The organism is Monashia sp. NPDC004114 (assembly GCF_053603855.1).
In genome coordinates, this window is record NZ_JBSGGK010000003.1 from 1 (window position 1) to 16,650 (window position 16,650).

Genomic DNA, 16,650 nt, shown 5'->3' on the forward strand with positions numbered 1-16,650 from the left:
CGAGCACGAGACCAACTACTACGCTGCCAACACCGCTGCCCCGGCACCCGCCGAGGAAGCACACCTGACTCTCCACTGAACCCGGGGCGATTCACCTGCGGGGCTGTGGCCACCGCATCCGGTCCAGTCGGGCCGGCGGGGGCGCCCGGCTGGGCTGACCCGGCGCCCGGCTGGGCTGACCCGGCGCCGGGGTGGGCCGGCGAGGCGCCGGGCTGGGTCGGAGTGGTGCTGGCGGCCATGTGAGGCTCCTTTCAACGAACGTTGAGAACCAACTGTAGGCCGCGCGGCCAAGATTTTCAACAGGTGTTCAATCTGGGCTACCATGGACCGCATGTCCTCCTCTGCCGCCCGTCGACCCGGGCCTCGAGCCGACCGCACCGACGTGCGTGGCGACATCCTCACGGCGGCGCGCACGCTCTTCGCGGCCCGCGGGTTCAGGGGCACGACGATGCGAGCGGTCGCGGAGGCTGCGGGGGTCGACGTCGCGCTCGTGCCGTACTACTTCGGCAACAAGGACGGCCTGTTCGCGGCGACGCTGGAGCTGCCGGTCGACCCCCGGGCCAAGCTCGACGAGATCTTCGCGCAGGGACTCGACGGCATCGGAGAGCGCATCGCCCGCACCATGGCCACGCTCGTCGACGACGAGGCGACCGGCCCCGCGATGCTCGGGCTGATGCGCTCAGCGATGACCGAGGGGCCGGCACACGACGTCGTTCGCGACTTCATCGAGAACGTCATCATCGAGGGCTACGCACGGCATCTCGATGCTCCCGACGCACGACGCCGGGCCGCGCTCGCGGCCACCCAGATCGTCGGTGTGGCGATGGGCCGGCACGTCCTGCGGATCGAGCCGCTCGCGAGCATGTCGGTGGACGAGCTCGTCGAGCACGTCGGTCCGACGCTGCAGCGCTACCTCGAAGGCGCCTGACCCCCTGCCGGCTCCACCCGAACGTCAGCCGGCGACGACGAGGTAGCCGCAGAGGCCCACGATGACGGCCGTGATCAGGCCTGCCGTGACAGTGGTCAGCCGGTGGTTCGCGAGGCGGCCCATGAGGCGGCGGTCGTGCGTGAACAGCAGCAGCGGGATGAGCGTCCCCGGCAGGGCGAACGACAGGACGACCTGGCTCCAGACCAGAGCGCTGGTCGGCTCGACCCCGAGGCCGAGGATGACCAGGGCCGGGATCACCGCGAGCATGCGCCGCAGCAGCGCCGGGATCGGCTTGCGCCCGAAACCGGTCATGACGACATCGCCGGTCTGCACCCCGACGAGGGTCGCCGCCAGCCCGGAGGCGAGCAGCGCGACGGCCAGCATCGTCGCCGCGATCTGTCCCGCACTGGCGCTGAGAGCGGCATACGCCGACTCGATGCTCGCCCCGGCCTCGGTCGGCAGCGCCGCCGAGAACACCACGAGGCTCACGTTGGCCACGCCGGCCACGCTCATGGCGATGACGACCGACCGGACCGTATGCCGTCCGAGGCGCAGGCGTTCGTCCTGCGACGGCTCGACGGTGCCGTCGTCGCGCGCCCGTGAGGCGGCCGAGTGGAAGTGCAGCGCGTGCGGCATGACGGTCGCACCGACGATGCCGACCGCGAGCAGCGCCGCCGAGGAGTCGAGCGGGCCGGGGACGATCGAGCGCAGCAGGGCAGCCCGGTCGACGTCGGCGATCCACACCTGCCACACCAGGGACACGATGATGACGGCGAGCAGGACCAGCACGACCGACTCGAAGTGGCTCCGCCCGTGGACCTTGAGGTAGAGCACGACGAGGCTGAAGCCGGTCACGACGAGAGCGCCCCACATCAGCGGCAGCCCGAACAGCAGGTAGAGCGCGATCGCGCCGCCGACGATCTCGGCGAGGTCGGTCATGATGACGACGATCTCGGCCTGCGCCCAGAGCAGCACGCGCCCGACGCCGGGAAACCGCAGGGCGCTGTGCTCGGCCAGGCTCATCCCGGTGACCATGCCGAGCTTGGCCGCGAGGTACTGGATCACCATGGCCGAGCAGCTCGCGAAGACGACCACCCAGATCAGGGAGTAGCCGTGCTCGGCACCGGAGGTGATGTTGACCCCGAAGTTGCCGGGGTCGACATACGCGATGGCTGCGAGCAGCGCCGGCACGAGTGTGCGCGGTGCGCTGAAGGTCCCGCCGAGCCCGTGCTCCGGCGACCGGTTGTCGACCAGTCGGGGGCGTCGCTCGGCGACTCGCTCTTCCATGGGAGACAGCATCATGCCTCGACCCCTGCCAGTCCAACCGCCTGTCTCGGATAGAGACAAGTCCCTCACTCGTCGGGCCGACCGCGGCCGTGCGGGAGGACCTGGCGCGCTGTGGTCAGCGCGCAGCGGCGAACCCGAGCAGCGCGGCGATGCCGAGTGCGCTCCGCGGGTCGTATGCCGCCGTCCACAGTCCACCGTGCGCGGCGGCATACGCCTCGTCCTGCCACGGGTGTGGCTGGCTGGGCGAGCCGGTGCGCAGGTCGTGGACGAGCAGCGCGGCCATGAGCGTGTTCGCGGTGCCGGGCTCGAAGACCTCGATCCCGAAGCGGTGGGCACCGGCGTACGCGGCCGCCAGCGCCCGGTTCTTCACGACCGAGCGGGTGCGCGTGGGCGGCGCCACCTTGAGCGAGACGAGGCCCCCCTCGGCGCGGTATGCCGTCGCCCGCCATCGCTGGAGCCGCTTGGCGAGCAGGTAGTTGGGTCCCTGCTGTAGGACGACGCTGTCGTTGATGCCTGGGTCCTGGCCCGGCACGTAGTTGCGCCGCAGGAGCCGACCGCCGCTCACGGTGCGCAGCGGCACCCGGAGCACCTTCGAGGTGCGTCGCTCGCCGTAGCTGCGCACGGACCGCTCGACGGCGGCACCAGGCACAGCGAACACGTCGGTGGGGGTCGCCAAGAATGCCAGAGCCACGTCCTCGCGGCCCTTGCTCTCGACGACGTGCTGGGTGAGCGCGTCAACGGCCATGGACACACGGACGTTGGTCTCGCCGTCGGCGTAGACGTAGTTGCCGATCGCGATCGGGCCCTCGATCTCTGCCACCCATCGGGCGACGGCCTCGAGGTCGTGGACGAGGTCTCCCCCGGCACGGGCGGCCGTCGTCCCTTCACCCGCGCGGACCGGCACGGTGATCGACCCGGCAAGGTGCCGCGTGCCACCGATCAGCCTGTCCCACAAGTCTTTCCGCGGGAGGTCGACGGCCGCGACGTCGGCGCCCCAGCGAAGCAGCGACCGAAGCGGGCCCATCTCCGCCGCTGCGCCGAGGACGACGACGGTGCGGTCCGACAGGTCCAGCCAGTCGGGATTGTCGATGACCCGCTCGACCGCCTCGGCACACGTCGGCTCGACCGTGCCCGCGTCGACCCACTGTGCCAGGCGCCGACGGAGCGCGTCCCCGGAGACGCGCTCGCCGGCATACGGCACGGACAGCGTCCGGTCCGGGGTGCCCTCGCCACGGATCGTCTCTGACCCGAGCGGGTCGGCTCCGTCGGCCGGCTGGGCGAAGGCAGACCCCAGCGGCTGGTCACCGTCAGGACCGGCCCAGCGCATCCGCTCGTGGAGCGAGGCGAGCCCGTCCCGCGCGACCGTCATGGCAGCCTCGTCGCTCGTGAGGCCGGCCTCGACGAGGCGGCGGAAGTGCGGGAGGTAGCCCTGCCGCCAGTTCGTCTCGCGCTCGGCCGAGGCCGCACCGACCGGGTCGGTGGCACGCAGCGCGTCGGCCACGACGGCCCGGCCCGTCGCGGTCGTGCTGCGCCGGCCCGCCACAGGGTCGAGGGGGAAGACCACTCCGCGCTGTGACTGGGCGTCGCTCATGGGGTCATCCTGCCCGTCGGGTGGTCACTTCGGTGCGGCTTGGGGGCGTACGGAAGGGGCCACTCGACCGTGTGGGGGTGTCGAGTGGCCACCTCGGTTCGACAGACGGTCCCACCGGCCTGACCGTGACCGGTGGGACCGCAGTCGTCGCGCCTCAGGCTCAGGGAGCCGCTGCCACCGCGAAGGGTGCCGAGTCGACCGAGCCCACGGCGTTCACCGCGCGCACTCGGAAGAACCACGGCTGCCTCGCGATGTTGCCCGTCGTGTACGTCGTCGTGTTGGCGGCCAGGGTCGCCGACTGACCCGCGACGGTCGCGAACGTGCTGGACGTGCTCCACTGCACGACGTAGCCCGTCTCGTTGGCGACGTCACCCCAGCTGACGGTCACCCGCTCGTTGCTACCGGCCCGAACAGCCGAGCCGCTCGTGATGGTCGGCTGGCCCGGGAGCAGGACGCCCACGGTCGCGGTGTTGCTGGCCGCAGAGCGCCCGGCGACGTTGACCGCGCTCACCCGGTACGCGTACGTGCTGCCCAGGGCCACCGTGTTGTCGACGATCGTCACGTTGCCCGTGTTGGTGCGAGCGGGCGGTGTGGCCAGCTGGGTGAAGCCGCCACCGTTGACCGAGCGTTCCACGACGAATCCGGACTCGTTCGTCGCGTTGTCGCGCCACGTCAGCGAGACCTGTGGGCCCGCCTGCACGGTGGCGGTGAGGTTCGTCGGGGCCACCGGCTGGTTCACACCGAGGGTGGCCGACGTCGAGCTCGCCGTCATGGTCGGGAAGCCCGACCCGTAGCCGACGGTGTTCTGCGCGACGACCCGGTAGAGGTACGGCGTCGTGGCATTCGACGACTGGTCCGTGAGCGTCCGCTGCTGATGGACGTTCGGGGCCGCCAGGGGCGACTGCACGCTGCCGACGTCGGACCAGGTCGTCCCGTCGGTCGTGCGCTGCACGACGAAGGACGTCTCCGTGATCGAGTTGTCGTTCCACGTCAGGGTGATCTTCCGGTTGTTCCCGGTGCCGGTGACCACCGCTGCACCGTTCGCCGGCCACGTGACCGTCCTCGGCGGCAGCGCGACGGCCTCGGGCCGCATCATGTCCATCTCCTCGTGGCTGAGGATGTGGCAGTGGAACACGTACTCCCAGCCGAAGTTGACGAGCGCGTTGACCACGTCACCGACGGGGTTGCCCTGGGGGTCGACGTTGTTGAAGCCGACCGTCGAGCCCGCCGGCATCATCGGGTTGAGCGGCCGCACCGCGTTCGGCACCTCGAAGGGCACCTGCGGGATCACGGGACGCAGCGCGACGATGGTGTCCTCGAGCGGGCTCATCCGGACAGTGTCCTTCCAGCCCAGCTCGTTGGCGTCGGGAGGGATGACGATGTTGTCCCACGTCACCCGGTTGAGGACCTGGACGTCGTAGAGGTGGAAGTGGATCGGGTGCGTGTCCACGCCGTTGTGGGTGAACCGCCAGATCTGAGTCCCGTCCTTGGCGTCCGTGATCGGGGAGACCTTGACATCGGCCGGCGGCAGCTTGGTGCCGTCGATGAGCTCAGTCGGCGGGTTGACGTAGGGGTAGAGCGTGACGTTCTGCGCGCCCGGCGACGGAGGTTGCGCCTCGACGCCGAGGTTGGCCTGCATCCGGCCGAACTCGTCGAAGGTCGAGGAGTTCATCTCGTCGTGAATTGCCTTGGGCTGCAACTGCATCGACATCTTGGCGTTGGGAGCAGCCAGCGTGTTGAAGCCGAAGCTCGTCGTGTCGTTGACTCGCACCAGGCCGTCACACCGGGTCACCGTGGCGGTCCCGACGTTGCAGTTGCTGCTCGACGCGAAGCTCGTGCCGTATGCCGAGTTGTATGCCGCCTGGCCGACGATGACAGGGTGCTGGCCGGACTCGAACACGCCTGACCCGTTCGCCTGGTGCTTGAAGGCGTTGGCGAGAGCGGTCACGTTGAAGGCCTTCGCCGGTGTCGCTGCGGCGATCTTGACCTGCATGACGGTGCGGGTGTTCGGGCCGTAGCCCGGCAGGACCGTCGGCGCCCCGGTCGGGCTGAGGTCCGGGCCTCCGGTGTAGTAGTCGTACGACGGCACGCGAGCCGGGAAGGCGGCGGGCGCGTCGTTGTACAGGATCAGCGTCTTCCCCGCGAACTTCGAGAAGTCGACGACGACGTCCGCGCGCTCTGCCGGGGCCAGCAGCAGCGAGTGCTTGTCCACGTTGCCGACGTCGAAACGGGTCGGGTCGGTGATCCAGGTCGTCGGCTGCTGCCCGTCGATGACGGCCGGAGCCGGCAGGAAGCCGCCCTCGCTCGCGATCTGGACCCAGTCGGGTCCGGCCGCGTCGTTGTTGGCGTCCGCCGGGGTCGGCGAGACGACCGGGTCGAGCTGGGCGGCGGCGAGCTCGGTCGGGTTGAGCCTGACCTCGCTCTGCCCGTTGCCGTTGGCTGGATCCGGGTCCGCCGTGTACCACTGGAAGTTGAAGAAGCGGTCGTTGGCGGCGTTGAGCAGGCGCATCCGGTAGGACTTCGGCTGGAGCGTGACGGTCGGGTAGGCGACGCCGTTGACGATCGGCGTGTCGTTGAACTGTTCCATCCCGGCCGAGATGTTCGGCGTGCCGGGGATCTGCTCCGGCTCACAGAAGGGGTCGGTGTCGTACTGCCAGGTCGACGGGTCGTCGAGGTTGCAGCTCGGGTCGTAGTACGGGTTCGCGATGGGGCCGTACGTGGTGCCCGCGGCCGGCGGCCAGAACCACGGCCCGTACATCCAGCGGCCGTAGCCGCTCATGCCCGACGGGTCGCCGGGATTCTGCGCGGGCATGTACACGTGGTGGTACCAGAAGCTGCCCTTGGTGCCCCAACGCGTCTCGTCCCACGTCGGGTCCTGGCCGTAGGTCACGGGGTTGCCGCGGGCGTCCGTGGACGCACTGTCCTTCAGCTGCTCGGGCCCGGGCACGAATGTCCGGTCCTGGACGATGAGCGGCAGGGTGTCCTCGGCGGACGGGATGAGCCCGGCGTTGACGAGCGCCTTCTCGGTGTTGTCGGTGATCGTGTAGCCGGCGGCCTCACCCGCGTAGACGTTGAGGCGCGTGATACCCCACGAGTGGTCGTGGTAGAACATCAGCCGCGCGCTCTGCTGGTTCGTGTAGTAGAACGTCGAGCAGCCGTCGTCGGCGGGGTCGCAGAGGGCGGCCGACGCCGGGTTCGCCGGGTCGGACAGCATGTCGGGCACGTTCTGCACGCTGACGCCCTGGGGCCAGCTCGTGCTCTCACCCGCTGGGGTGATCCACTGGTGCGGCGTGCCGTCGCTGATCCACGGGGTCGCGCCGCCATGCAGGTGAAGCGTCGCCCGGTTGTCCTTGAAGCACCCGGCGCCCTTCGGCTCCTGCGTGCACTCCGGGTTGCGCACGCCGTCGGTGACAGTGCCCCCGTCGGTCGGCGCGGCCATGGTCATCGGCCCCATGCCCGAGCCCATCATCGTCGAGTCGGTGGGCAGGAACAGGTCGCCGTCGGCTCCCGTGGGCAGCAGGTTGCGGAAGACGATCCGCACCGGGCGGTCCTTGGTGGCCGCGATGATCGGGCCGAGCCACTGGGGCGCGGTGACGCCGGTGTACCCGGAGATCTGCTGCTTGTCGCCGTTCTGGAGCTCGTTGAAGAGGGCGACCTGCTGGCCGGGCACCGCTGTCGTCGAGAGCTGGACGTAACCGCGGACCAGGGTGGCGGGCAGGTCGGAGGAGAACTTCGTCCGGTACTGCACGAGGCCGATCACGTACTCGTCGGCCTCCTTGCCGTTGTATGACTTCTTCTCGGGCACCGCGAGCGGGATGAACTTGGCCCCGGGGCCGGTCGTCGCGTCGACTCCCGCGGCCTGAGGCACGTTCGGGCAGCCCGCGCCGGTGGCGCCGGGGTTGCAGGTGACCGGAAGGGCGTCCTGGAACTTCTTCATCCCGGCCGTGAGGTAGCCGCTCCCCGGTTCGGTCACGGTGACCGACTCGATGGAGCCGACGTCGGTCGTCGCGGTTCCGGCCGCGCCGTTACCGGCCCCGGTAGGGTCGGTGACCGACACCGCCGCCGAGGTGTACCCGGTGCCAGCGCTGGCGACCGACAGCCCGACGAGCTTGAGGGTGCTCGTCGCGGAGGCCGGCGTCGAGCGGGTGATCGGGTCCGACAGCGTGCCGTCGAGGATGCGGAGGCCGGGGGCGGCGGTGTAGCCGGTGCCGGGGTCGTCGACGGTCACCTTCTGCACCACGCCACCGACGAGATCAGCGGGCTCGACGTGGCCAGTGGCCCGCGTGCCGTTCGGGTCGTCGGGCAGGTCGAACAGGACCGTCGGCATGGTGTACCCGGCGCCGCCGTCGCTGACGGCCACCGCGTCGACGCCGCCCGAGGCCAGGGCCGTCGCGCCGGTGCCGTCGCCGGTGACGGTGGCCTGGAGTCCCGAGTAGCCCGCACCCGCCGCTGTGAGGGAGAGCGCGACGACGGCTCCACTCTGCTTGACCGTCGCGGTGGCCACGGCCTGCACGCCGCCGGACTGGCTGGGTGCACTGATGGTCACGGTCGGCGACGTGTAGTCGTGCCCTGGAGCCCTGACGTCGATGCTGCTGATGCCACCGGTCGCGGGGTCGACCTGGGCGGCGGCGGTGGCACCCGTTCCGGCCCCACCGTCCGAGATCGTCACGGCGGCGGTCGGGAGGGTGAGCGGGCTGTTGGCCCAGTTGGGCCAAGGCCCGAAGTAGTGCGGCACCTTGGCCGCGTCGGTGGCGCTGGTGGGCGGTGCCGCGGCGGCGGGTCCCGCGGGTACCACCGCGACCTGCCCGGACAGTGCCATCACCATCGCGGCGCCGGCGGTGAGCGTCACCAGCCATTTGCGATCGATCGAGCGTGACATTGTGGCTTCCCTGCCTCTGTGTGAAATTGCTCTCGTCTATTCCGACGATTCATCGATGCTAGGCACGGAAATTGAGCATCCACCATGCTTGCTGAAAGATTCATCACACGAAACCTGTTGCGCGAAAAGGGATTCGCGATTCGCCTACGTCAAAGCGCCGGAACTGTTCCGCGGATTCTCAATTGTCGTCCGGGGCCAATTCGAGCCTGACCGGTTGGCCCGTCATGACTGAATTGCGAGTCATGTTCTCGTGTGTCGGAGATCATGCCTCTAAGGCATCGCCGCAGCATTAGGCTGGAAGCGTGAAGAGAGACGGATGGACCTTCGTCTCGAACCACGGCCACGTGCTCATCTGTCTTGCCGAGGACCCCGGCATGCTGCTCAAGGACGTCGCGGCACGGGTCGGCATCACCGAGCGCTGCGTGCAGCAGATCGTGGCCGACCTCGAGGCGGGGCAGGTGATCCAGCGGTACCGGCAGGGCCGGCGGAACCGCTATGTGGTGCTCCGCGGCACCCGGTTCCGCCACCCGGTCGAGTCCGGCGTGACGGTGGGCGAGTTCGTCGACCTGGTCATGTCGTCGCAGGAGACGTCAGACCTGGAGGCGGCCTGGATGTTCGACGGCGCCGGCGAGAGCCCCGTCAGCCAGCTCCGCATCTGAGCCGGGTCCGACGAGGGCCGGTCAGCTCAGCCCGGCGCGGACGAGGTCGAAGGCCTTGTCGATGTTGGACTCGAGCCGGCCCGAGCCGCCGGCCTGCTGGTGCTCGATGCACGCGCGCACCGCGGCGATCGCGACGGCAACGGTGAGCCGCGGCTCGAGAGAGGCCCCCGGCCTGAGCCCGAGGCGCCGCTCCAGCGCCGCCGTGAGGGCGTTCTCGATGCGGATGTTGTTGCCGACGAGGGCAGGGGCGAGGGAGGGCTCACCGAGCAGGACTCGGCGTCGCTTGGCCCGTAGCTCGCGGTCGAACGACTCCGGCGCGAGCATGGCGGCCAGGATCCGGCGCAGGGTGGCGACCGGGGTCTCGCCCGCGACCGGCGTCTCCAGCGCGGCGGCATACGCCTCGAGCTGCTCGGCCGTGGTGCCGATGACGGCTGCCTCCTTTGAGGGGAAGTAGTTGAAGAAGGTGCGCGGGCTCACGCCCGCGCGCGAGGCGATCTCCTCGGTCGTGACGGCCGAGAATCCCTTCTCCTCCACGAGGTCGAGGGCGGCCAGGTTGATGGCGCGGCGCGTCTCGCGCTTCTTGCGCTCGCGCAGCCCCGTCGACTCCTCGGACGGTGTGGCGGTGCTCATGCCTCCATGGTGCCATCGATCGTGCATCGACTGCAATTTTGCAGCGACTGCATCTTTGTCGTACTCTCATCGGTATGCCACAGACTTCAGCAGGGGTCCAGACCGACGGGCCCGACACCGGGAAGCCGGTCTACGCCGGCCTCGACCGGGCGACCCGCAACATCTTCATCGCGCTCATGCTCGGCATGCTCGTCGCGGCGATCAGCCAGACGATCGTCGGCCCCGCGATGCCGCGCATCGTCGCCGAGCTCGGCGGGATGGACCACTACTCGTGGCTCGCGACCGCGGCGATGCTCGTCAGCGCCATCACCGTTCCGATCGTCGGCAAGATGAGCGACCTCTACGGCCGGCGCAGCTTCTACCTCGGCGGCCTCGTCGTCTTCATGGCCGGCTCCGTCCTGTCCGGCTTCGCACAGAACTTCTGGTGGCTCATCGCAGCCCGCGCGATCCAGGGCGTCGGCATGGGCACGCTCATGCCGCTGTCGCAGACGATCATCGGCGACATCATCCCGCCGCGTCAGCGGGGCAAGTACCAGGGCCTCATGGGCGGTGTCTTCGGGCTCTCGTCGATCCTCGGCCCGCTCGTCGGCGGCTTCGTCACGGACCACTTCGGCTGGCGCTGGCTCTTCTTCATCTCGCTGCCGGTCGGCATCGCCGCCTTCTTCGGCATCAGCCGGTTCCTCCACCTCGAGCACACGCCGCGCCAGACGGTCATCGACCGCGCCGGCATCGCTCTGCTGTCCCTCTCGCTGATCCTGCTCCTCGTGCCGACCTCGCTCGGTGGCACGACGCTCGCGTGGGGCTCGTGGCAGGTCGTCACCATGTATGCCGCAGGCATCGTCGCGCTCGTCGCGTTCATCCTCGTCGAGCGGCGAGCGGTCGAGCCGGTCCTGCCGCTGCGCCTCTTCCGCAGCTCGCTGTTCACGCTCTCGAACCTCGCGGCGTTCATGGTCTCGGTCATGATGTTCGGCGCGATGATCTACCTGCCGGTCTACGCGCAGGGCGTCCTCGGCGCGTCGGCGACCAACTCCGGCCTCATCCTCATGCCGATGTCGGTCGCGATGATCGGCCTGTCGATCCTGTCCGGCCTCGTCATCACCCGGACCGGCCGATACAAGCTGCAGACCGTCGCGGGCGTTCTCATCATGGGCGTCGGGTTCTGGCTGCTCACGCAGCTGCACTACGGCTCGAGCCAGACCGAGCTCACCCTGGCGATGATCGTCTTCGGCATCGGCCTCGGGATGGCGCTGCAGGTCTTCACGCTGATCATCCAGAACTCGTCGCAGCGCAAGGACCTCGGAGTCGCGACGGCCTCGACGCAGTTCTTCCGCAACGTCGGCTCGACCGTGGGCACGGCCGTCTTCGGCACGATCATGACCAGCGGCCTCGCGGCGAACATCGCCGGGCACCTGCCGCAGCAGGTCGCTGCCCAGATGGCCGCCTCCGGCCAGGAGGTCAGCGCCGGCTCGGTGCTCGACCCGTCGGCCCTGTCGAAGCTGCCACCGCAGATCGCCACGGCCGTCCAGCAGGGGCTGGCCGACTCGCTCCACTCGGTCTTCGTCTGGGGTCTGGTGCCGTTCGCGCTGGCCCTGCTTGCGGTGCTCTTCATCAAGGAGGTGCCGCTGCGCGACAGCGTCAACACGCCCGACGAGACCGTCCGAGAGCAGGCCGCCACCGAGTCGCGGTCGGACGCCGCGCTGGTCTCCGTGCGCTGACGCACGGCCCGAACGAGGCGGCATACGGTGGCGACATGACAAAGGTTGCTCTCGTCACCGGCGCGTCCTCGGGCATCGGCGCGTCCATCGCCAGCCATCTCGTCGCCACCGGGTGGACGGTGTATGCCGTCGCGCGAAGGGTCGAGCGGATGACCGGCCTCGCGTCCCGCGGGGTCAAGACGTTCGCGATGGACGTCACCGACGACGCCTCGATGGTCGCCGGCGTCGACCGGGTCATCGAGGAGGAGGGGCGCATCGACGCCCTCGTCAACAACGCCGGATACGGGTCCTACGGTGCGGTCGAGACGGTGCCGATCGACGAGGCCCGTCGCCAGTTCGAGGTCAACGTCTTCGGGCTCGCCCGGCTGACCCAGCTCGTCACGCCACACATGCGCACCCAACGGTCCGGCACGATCGTCAACATCTCCAGCATCGGCGGCAAGTTCTACGAGCCGCTCGGCGCGTGGTACCACGCGACGAAGTTCGCCGTCGAAGGGTTCAGCGACAGCCTGCGGCTCGAGCTTGCGCCCTTCGGGATCGACGTCGTCATCATCGAGCCCGGGCCGATCCTGTCGGAGTGGAACGCGATCGCCCGCGACAGCCTCGTCGAGCAGTCCCTCGGGACGGTCTACGAGGACAAGGCACGCAAGATGGCGGCCCAGTTCGAGCGCGTCGACACGCCACGGATGAGCTCGGGCCCCGAGGCCGTGGCCGAGAAGGTGCTCAAGGCGCTCGAGGCGACGAACCCGGCCGCGCGCTACCCCGCCGGACGAATGGCCCGAGCCATCGTCACGGCGCGCAAGCTGCTGCCCGACCGCGCGATGGACTTCGTCGTCCGCCAGATGTACAAGGACTGACGCACTGGCGGCGCGCGCCACCTCCGCCCGGGCCGCCCCGACGTCCCGCGCTCGACGAACGCCGCAGCCCAAAGCAACACACCGAGCAGTCGCGAACTTCTGCGGTTATTTCCGTCAGAGTTTGCGACTGCTCGGTGTGTTGCGGTGTGAGCGGGGCCGGGCGGGGTGAGGCGGGGCGGGGCCGCGCGGGGTGAGGCGGGGTCAGCCCCAGACGAGGCCTCGGCTCGGGTCCGCCATGATCGAGGCGAGGTCGGACAGGAACCTGCTGCCGAGCTCGCCGTCGATGAGCCGGTGGTCGAAGCTGACGGCGAGCTGCGTGACGTGCCGGATCGCGATCTCGTCGTTGCCGTCCGCGTCAGTGACGACCCACGGCTGCTTGCGGATGGCACCGAAGCACACGATCGCCGACTCACCCGGGTTGATGATCGGGGTCCCGCTGTCGATGCCGAAGACGCCGACGTTGGTGATCGTCATCGTGCCGCCGGACATCTCAGCCGGCTGCGTCCGACCCTCGCGGGCCGTCGCCGTCAGCTCGCCGATCGCACGCGCGAGGTCGAGCATCGACAGGGCGTGCGCGTCCTTGATGTTCGGGACGATCAGCCCACGGGGGGTCGCAGCCGCGATGCCGAGGTTGACGTAGTTCTTCTGGACGATCTCCTGGGCCGCCTCGTCCCAGGTCGCGTTCATCCCGGGGTTGCGCTTGATCGCGAGCACGAGCGCCTTGGCGAGGACCAGCAGCGGCGTGACCTTGACGTCACGGAACTCGCGGTCGCCCTTCAGCTGCTCGACGAGCTCCACCGTCTTGGTCACATCGACGGTGACCCACTCGGTGACGTGCGGCGCGGTGAACGCCGACCCCACCATCGCCTGGGCCGTCACCTTGCGGACGCCCTTGATCGGTATGCGCTCCTCGCGCGGTCCGGACCCGAACGCCGCAGCAGGAGCTGGAGCCGGGGAGCTGCCGTCGCCGAGCTGGCGAGGCGACGGCAGGTCACTCCGGAATGCCGTCCGGCCGGCTTCCGCGGTCACGGCCGGCGCCGCGGCGGTGACGCCCGCTACCGTGCCGTCGGTCCCGCCTCCTGCGCGGACCTGCACGTCCTCGCGGGTGATGATGCCGTCGGCGCCGGATCCCTGCACGGACCAGAGATCGACGCCGAGGTCCTTGGCGAGCTTGCGCACCGGGGGCTTGGCTCGCGGCCGCCCGCCCCCGCGCTGCTCGGTCGTGGCAGGTGCCATGGCGTGGTGCGCCATCGGGGCAGTCTGCTCCGGCGCGGACTCAGCCTGCGCCACCTGCTCGGTCTCGGTCGGCGCGGACAGGTCCGGCGCCGCGACGGTGGTCACCGGTGCCGCGGCGGCAACGGGTTCGGCCCCGGCCTCCTCGGCCCTGCGCCTCGGGCGACGCGCGGTCGCGCCTGCCTTGGCGCCGTAGCCGACCAGGATCGCCTCCTGCTCGGGCGCGGCGGCGGCATCGGCCGCCGGCGCCGCAGGAGCCTCGTCGCCGCCGAGGCCGTCGTCGATCTTGATGATCGGCGTCCCCACGTCGACGGTCTGGCCGACCTCGACGAGCAGCTCCTTGACGGTGCCGGCCCACGGGATGGGCAGCTCGACGAGCGACTTGGCCGTCTCGATCTCGAGGACCATGTCGTTGACCTTGACGGTGTCGCCGGGGGCGACTCGCCACTCGACGATCTCGGCCTCGACGAGACCCTCGCCAGGGTCGGGCAGGTTGAAGGTGCGAATTGCCATGTGCCTGCGCCCCTTTCGTCAGTAGGACAGGGCGCGGTCGACGCCGTCGAGGATGCGGTCGAGGTCGGGGAGGAAGTCTTCCTCCATCCGGCTCGGGGGATACGGGATGTTCGCGCCGTTGACGCGCACGACGGGCGCCTCGAGGTCGTAGAAGCACTGCTCCGTGACCTGGGCGGAGATCTCCGAGGCCATCCCGAGGAAGCTGCTCGCCTCGTGGACAACGACCAGGCGGCCCGTCTTCTTGACGGACTGGACGACCGTGTCGATGGGCAGCGGCGAGAGGGAGCGCAGGTCGATGACATCGATGCTCGTGCCCTCGGCCTCGGCAGCGGCGGCCGACTCGAGCATGGTCTTGACGACCGGCCCGTAGCCGAGCAGCGTCACGTCGGTGCCCTCACGAAGCACGTTCGCCTCGAACAGGCCCCGCGGTGCCGCAGCCGCGTCGGTGTCGTACTCGGCGCGGTCGTGGTAGCGGCGCTTCGGCTCGAAGAACATGACCGGGTCGTCGCACTCGATGGCCTGCTGGATCATCCAGTAGGCGTCCTCGGGGTTCGAGCACGAGATCGTGCGCAGGCCCGCGGTGTGGGCGAAGTAGGCCTCCGGGCTCTCGGAGTGGTGCTCGGGGCTGCCGATGCCGCCGCCGAACGGGATCCGGATCACCATCGGGAGCTTGATCGCGCCGAGCGAGCGGGCGCGCATCTTGGCGACCTGGCAGACGATCTGGTCGAACGCCGGGTAGACGAAGCCGTCGAACTGGATCTCGCAGACGGGACGGTACCCACGCAGCGCCATGCCGACCGCCGTGCCGACGATGCCGGACTCGGCGAGCGGCGAGTCGAGGACACGGTCCTCGCCGAAGTCCTTCTGCAGGCCCTCGGTGATGCGGAAGACGCCGCCGAGCTTGCCGATGTCCTCGCCGATGAGGACCACCTTGTCGTCGCGCTCCATGGCGCGACGCAGGCCGTTGTTGATGCTCTTGCCGAGCGTGACCTTCTCGAGCGCCATGTCAGTTCGCCTCCTCGAAGCTCGCCTTGTAGGCCATGAACGCAGCGCGCTCGGCCTCCATCACGGGGTGGTCCTCGGCGTAGATGTGGTCCCACATCGTCTCGCCGGGCATGGTCTCCATCGAGATGCAGCCGGCGCGCAGCTCCGCCGCGAAGACGTCGGCCTCCTGGTCGACGCTCGCGAAGAACGCGTCGTCGGCCATGCCCTCGTGCGCGAGGTAGGTCTTGAGCCGCAGGATCGGGTCGCGGAACTTCCACTCCTCGACCTCGGCCGAGATGCGGTACTTCGTCGGGTCGTCCGCCGTGGTGTGCGCACCCATGCGGTAGGTGTACGCCTCGATGAGCAGGGGGCCGTTGCCGTTGCGCGCCTCGTCGAGGCTGTGCTTGGTCACGGCATAGGTCGCGAGGATGTCATTGCCGTCGACGCGAACTCCCTTGAAGCCGAAGCCGTTCGCCCGCTGGTAGAGCGGGATGCGGGTCTGCTTGGACACCGGCTCGGAGATCGCCCACTGGTTGTTCTGGCAGAAGAAGACGACGGGAGCATCGAAGCTGGCCGAGTAGACGAACGCCTCGTTGACATCGCCCTGCGAGGAGGCGCCGTCACCGAAGTAGCAGATGACCGCGGTGTCGCGGTCGGGGTCGCCGGTGCCGACGTTGCCGTCCATCTTCACGCCCATCGCGTAGCCCGTCGCGTGCAGTGCCTGGGCGCCGATGACGATCGTGTAGAGGTGGAAGTTGTTCGTCTTCGGGTCCCAGCCGCCCTGGCTGACACCACGGAAGAGCTGGAGCGAGCTCTGCGGGTCCATGCCGCGCACGAAGCCCACGCCGTGCTCGCGGTAGGTCGGGAAGACGAAGTCGTGCGGTCGCAGCGCGCGGCCCGAGCCGACCTGGGCGGCCTCCTGCCCGAGCAGGCTCGGCCAGAGGCCCAGCTCGCCCTGACGTTGCAGCGCGTAACCCTCGGCGTCGAGACGGCGGATGAGGACGAGGTCGCGGTAGAAGCTCCGCAGGTCGTCCTTGGTCAGGTCCGCGACGTACTTGTCGTAGTCGGGGTGGGACACACGCTGACCTTCTGGGGTCAGCAGCTGGATCATGTCCGGGCCGCCGTCGCCGACCGCAGGGGTCGGCTCGTGCAGCTCGGCGACAACCTTGTCGCTCACTGGGCGCTCCTTCGCCGGGGGTGGGGTCCGGCATTGTTTCGGGCCGCGCGCGGGGATCACCCGCCCGACGGCTGTGTCACACGCGTCCGCCGAGGTGACGGCTGACACATGCGGGTCCTCGTCACGGAACTTACCGGAGGCCCCTGCGAATCTCACAATGCGGACCGCACCCCGGCACACACAGCCCGTCTGACCTG

The 16,650-nt window shown here is 69.7% G+C and carries 11 protein-coding genes; 4 read left to right on the top strand and 7 right to left on the bottom strand.

Annotation, left to right across the window (positions count from 1 at the left end):
* Positions 1-331: 331 nt before the first annotated feature.
* The gene (locus ACWEOW_RS04870; protein WP_452268034.1) at positions 332-928 is read left to right on the top strand and encodes a TetR/AcrR family transcriptional regulator; all 597 of its coding nucleotides are present in this window, start codon (positions 332-334) and stop codon (positions 926-928) included.
* Positions 929-952: 24 nt separating this feature from the next.
* Here ACWEOW_RS04870 and ACWEOW_RS04875 read toward each other — a convergent pair whose 3' ends face one another.
* The 3 genes from ACWEOW_RS04875 to ACWEOW_RS04885 form a co-directional block, all read right to left on the bottom strand.
* On the bottom strand, positions 953-2,215 hold the full coding sequence (locus tag ACWEOW_RS04875; RefSeq protein WP_452268035.1) for an Nramp family divalent metal transporter: 1,263 nt from the start codon (positions 2,213-2,215) through the stop codon (positions 953-955).
* Between the two features lie 115 nt (positions 2,216-2,330).
* Positions 2,331-3,806: a hypothetical protein gene (locus ACWEOW_RS04880; RefSeq protein ID WP_452268036.1), complete on the bottom strand. Its 1,476-nt coding sequence runs from the start codon at positions 3,804-3,806 to the stop codon at positions 2,331-2,333.
* A 160-nt stretch (positions 3,807-3,966) separates the two neighbouring features.
* Entirely contained in the window at positions 3,967-8,685 is a 4,719-nt protein-coding gene (locus tag ACWEOW_RS04885) for a multicopper oxidase domain-containing protein (RefSeq protein WP_452268037.1), read from the bottom strand.
* Between the two features lie 302 nt (positions 8,686-8,987).
* Between ACWEOW_RS04885 and ACWEOW_RS04890 the strand changes: the two genes are divergently transcribed.
* The gene (locus ACWEOW_RS04890; RefSeq protein ID WP_452268038.1) at positions 8,988-9,344 is read left to right on the top strand and encodes a helix-turn-helix transcriptional regulator; all 357 of its coding nucleotides are present in this window, start codon (positions 8,988-8,990) and stop codon (positions 9,342-9,344) included.
* Positions 9,345-9,365: 21 nt separating this feature from the next.
* On the opposite strand, the gene ACWEOW_RS04895 is transcribed toward ACWEOW_RS04890, so the two are convergent.
* Positions 9,366-9,974, bottom strand: a complete 609-nt coding sequence (locus ACWEOW_RS04895; RefSeq protein ID WP_452268039.1) for a TetR family transcriptional regulator — start codon at positions 9,972-9,974, stop codon at positions 9,366-9,368.
* Between the two features lie 74 nt (positions 9,975-10,048).
* Here ACWEOW_RS04895 and ACWEOW_RS04900 point away from each other — a divergent pair, with 74 nt between their 5' ends.
* Both ACWEOW_RS04900 and ACWEOW_RS04905 read left to right on the top strand, forming a co-directional pair.
* Entirely contained in the window at positions 10,049-11,689 is a 1,641-nt protein-coding gene (locus ACWEOW_RS04900; protein ID WP_452268040.1) for an MDR family MFS transporter, read from the top strand.
* 35 nt (positions 11,690-11,724) lie between these two features.
* The gene (locus ACWEOW_RS04905) at positions 11,725-12,546 is read left to right on the top strand and encodes an oxidoreductase (protein WP_452268041.1); all 822 of its coding nucleotides are present in this window, start codon (positions 11,725-11,727) and stop codon (positions 12,544-12,546) included.
* 201 nt (positions 12,547-12,747) lie between these two features.
* On the opposite strand, the gene ACWEOW_RS04910 is transcribed toward ACWEOW_RS04905, so the two are convergent.
* Genes ACWEOW_RS04910 through pdhA form a run of 3 tightly spaced genes read right to left on the bottom strand, consistent with a single transcriptional unit; the run spans position 12,748 to position 16,453 of the window.
* Entirely contained in the window at positions 12,748-14,292 is a 1,545-nt protein-coding gene (locus ACWEOW_RS04910; RefSeq protein ID WP_452268042.1) for a dihydrolipoamide acetyltransferase family protein, read from the bottom strand.
* 18 nt (positions 14,293-14,310) lie between these two features.
* Positions 14,311-15,297, bottom strand: a complete 987-nt coding sequence (locus tag ACWEOW_RS04915) for an alpha-ketoacid dehydrogenase subunit beta (RefSeq protein WP_452268043.1) — start codon at positions 15,295-15,297, stop codon at positions 14,311-14,313.
* Position 15,298: 1 nt separating this feature from the next.
* Positions 15,299-16,453: a pyruvate dehydrogenase (acetyl-transferring) E1 component subunit alpha gene (gene pdhA / locus ACWEOW_RS04920; protein ID WP_452268044.1), complete on the bottom strand. Its 1,155-nt coding sequence runs from the start codon at positions 16,451-16,453 to the stop codon at positions 15,299-15,301.
* Positions 16,454-16,650: the final 197 nt, after the last annotated feature.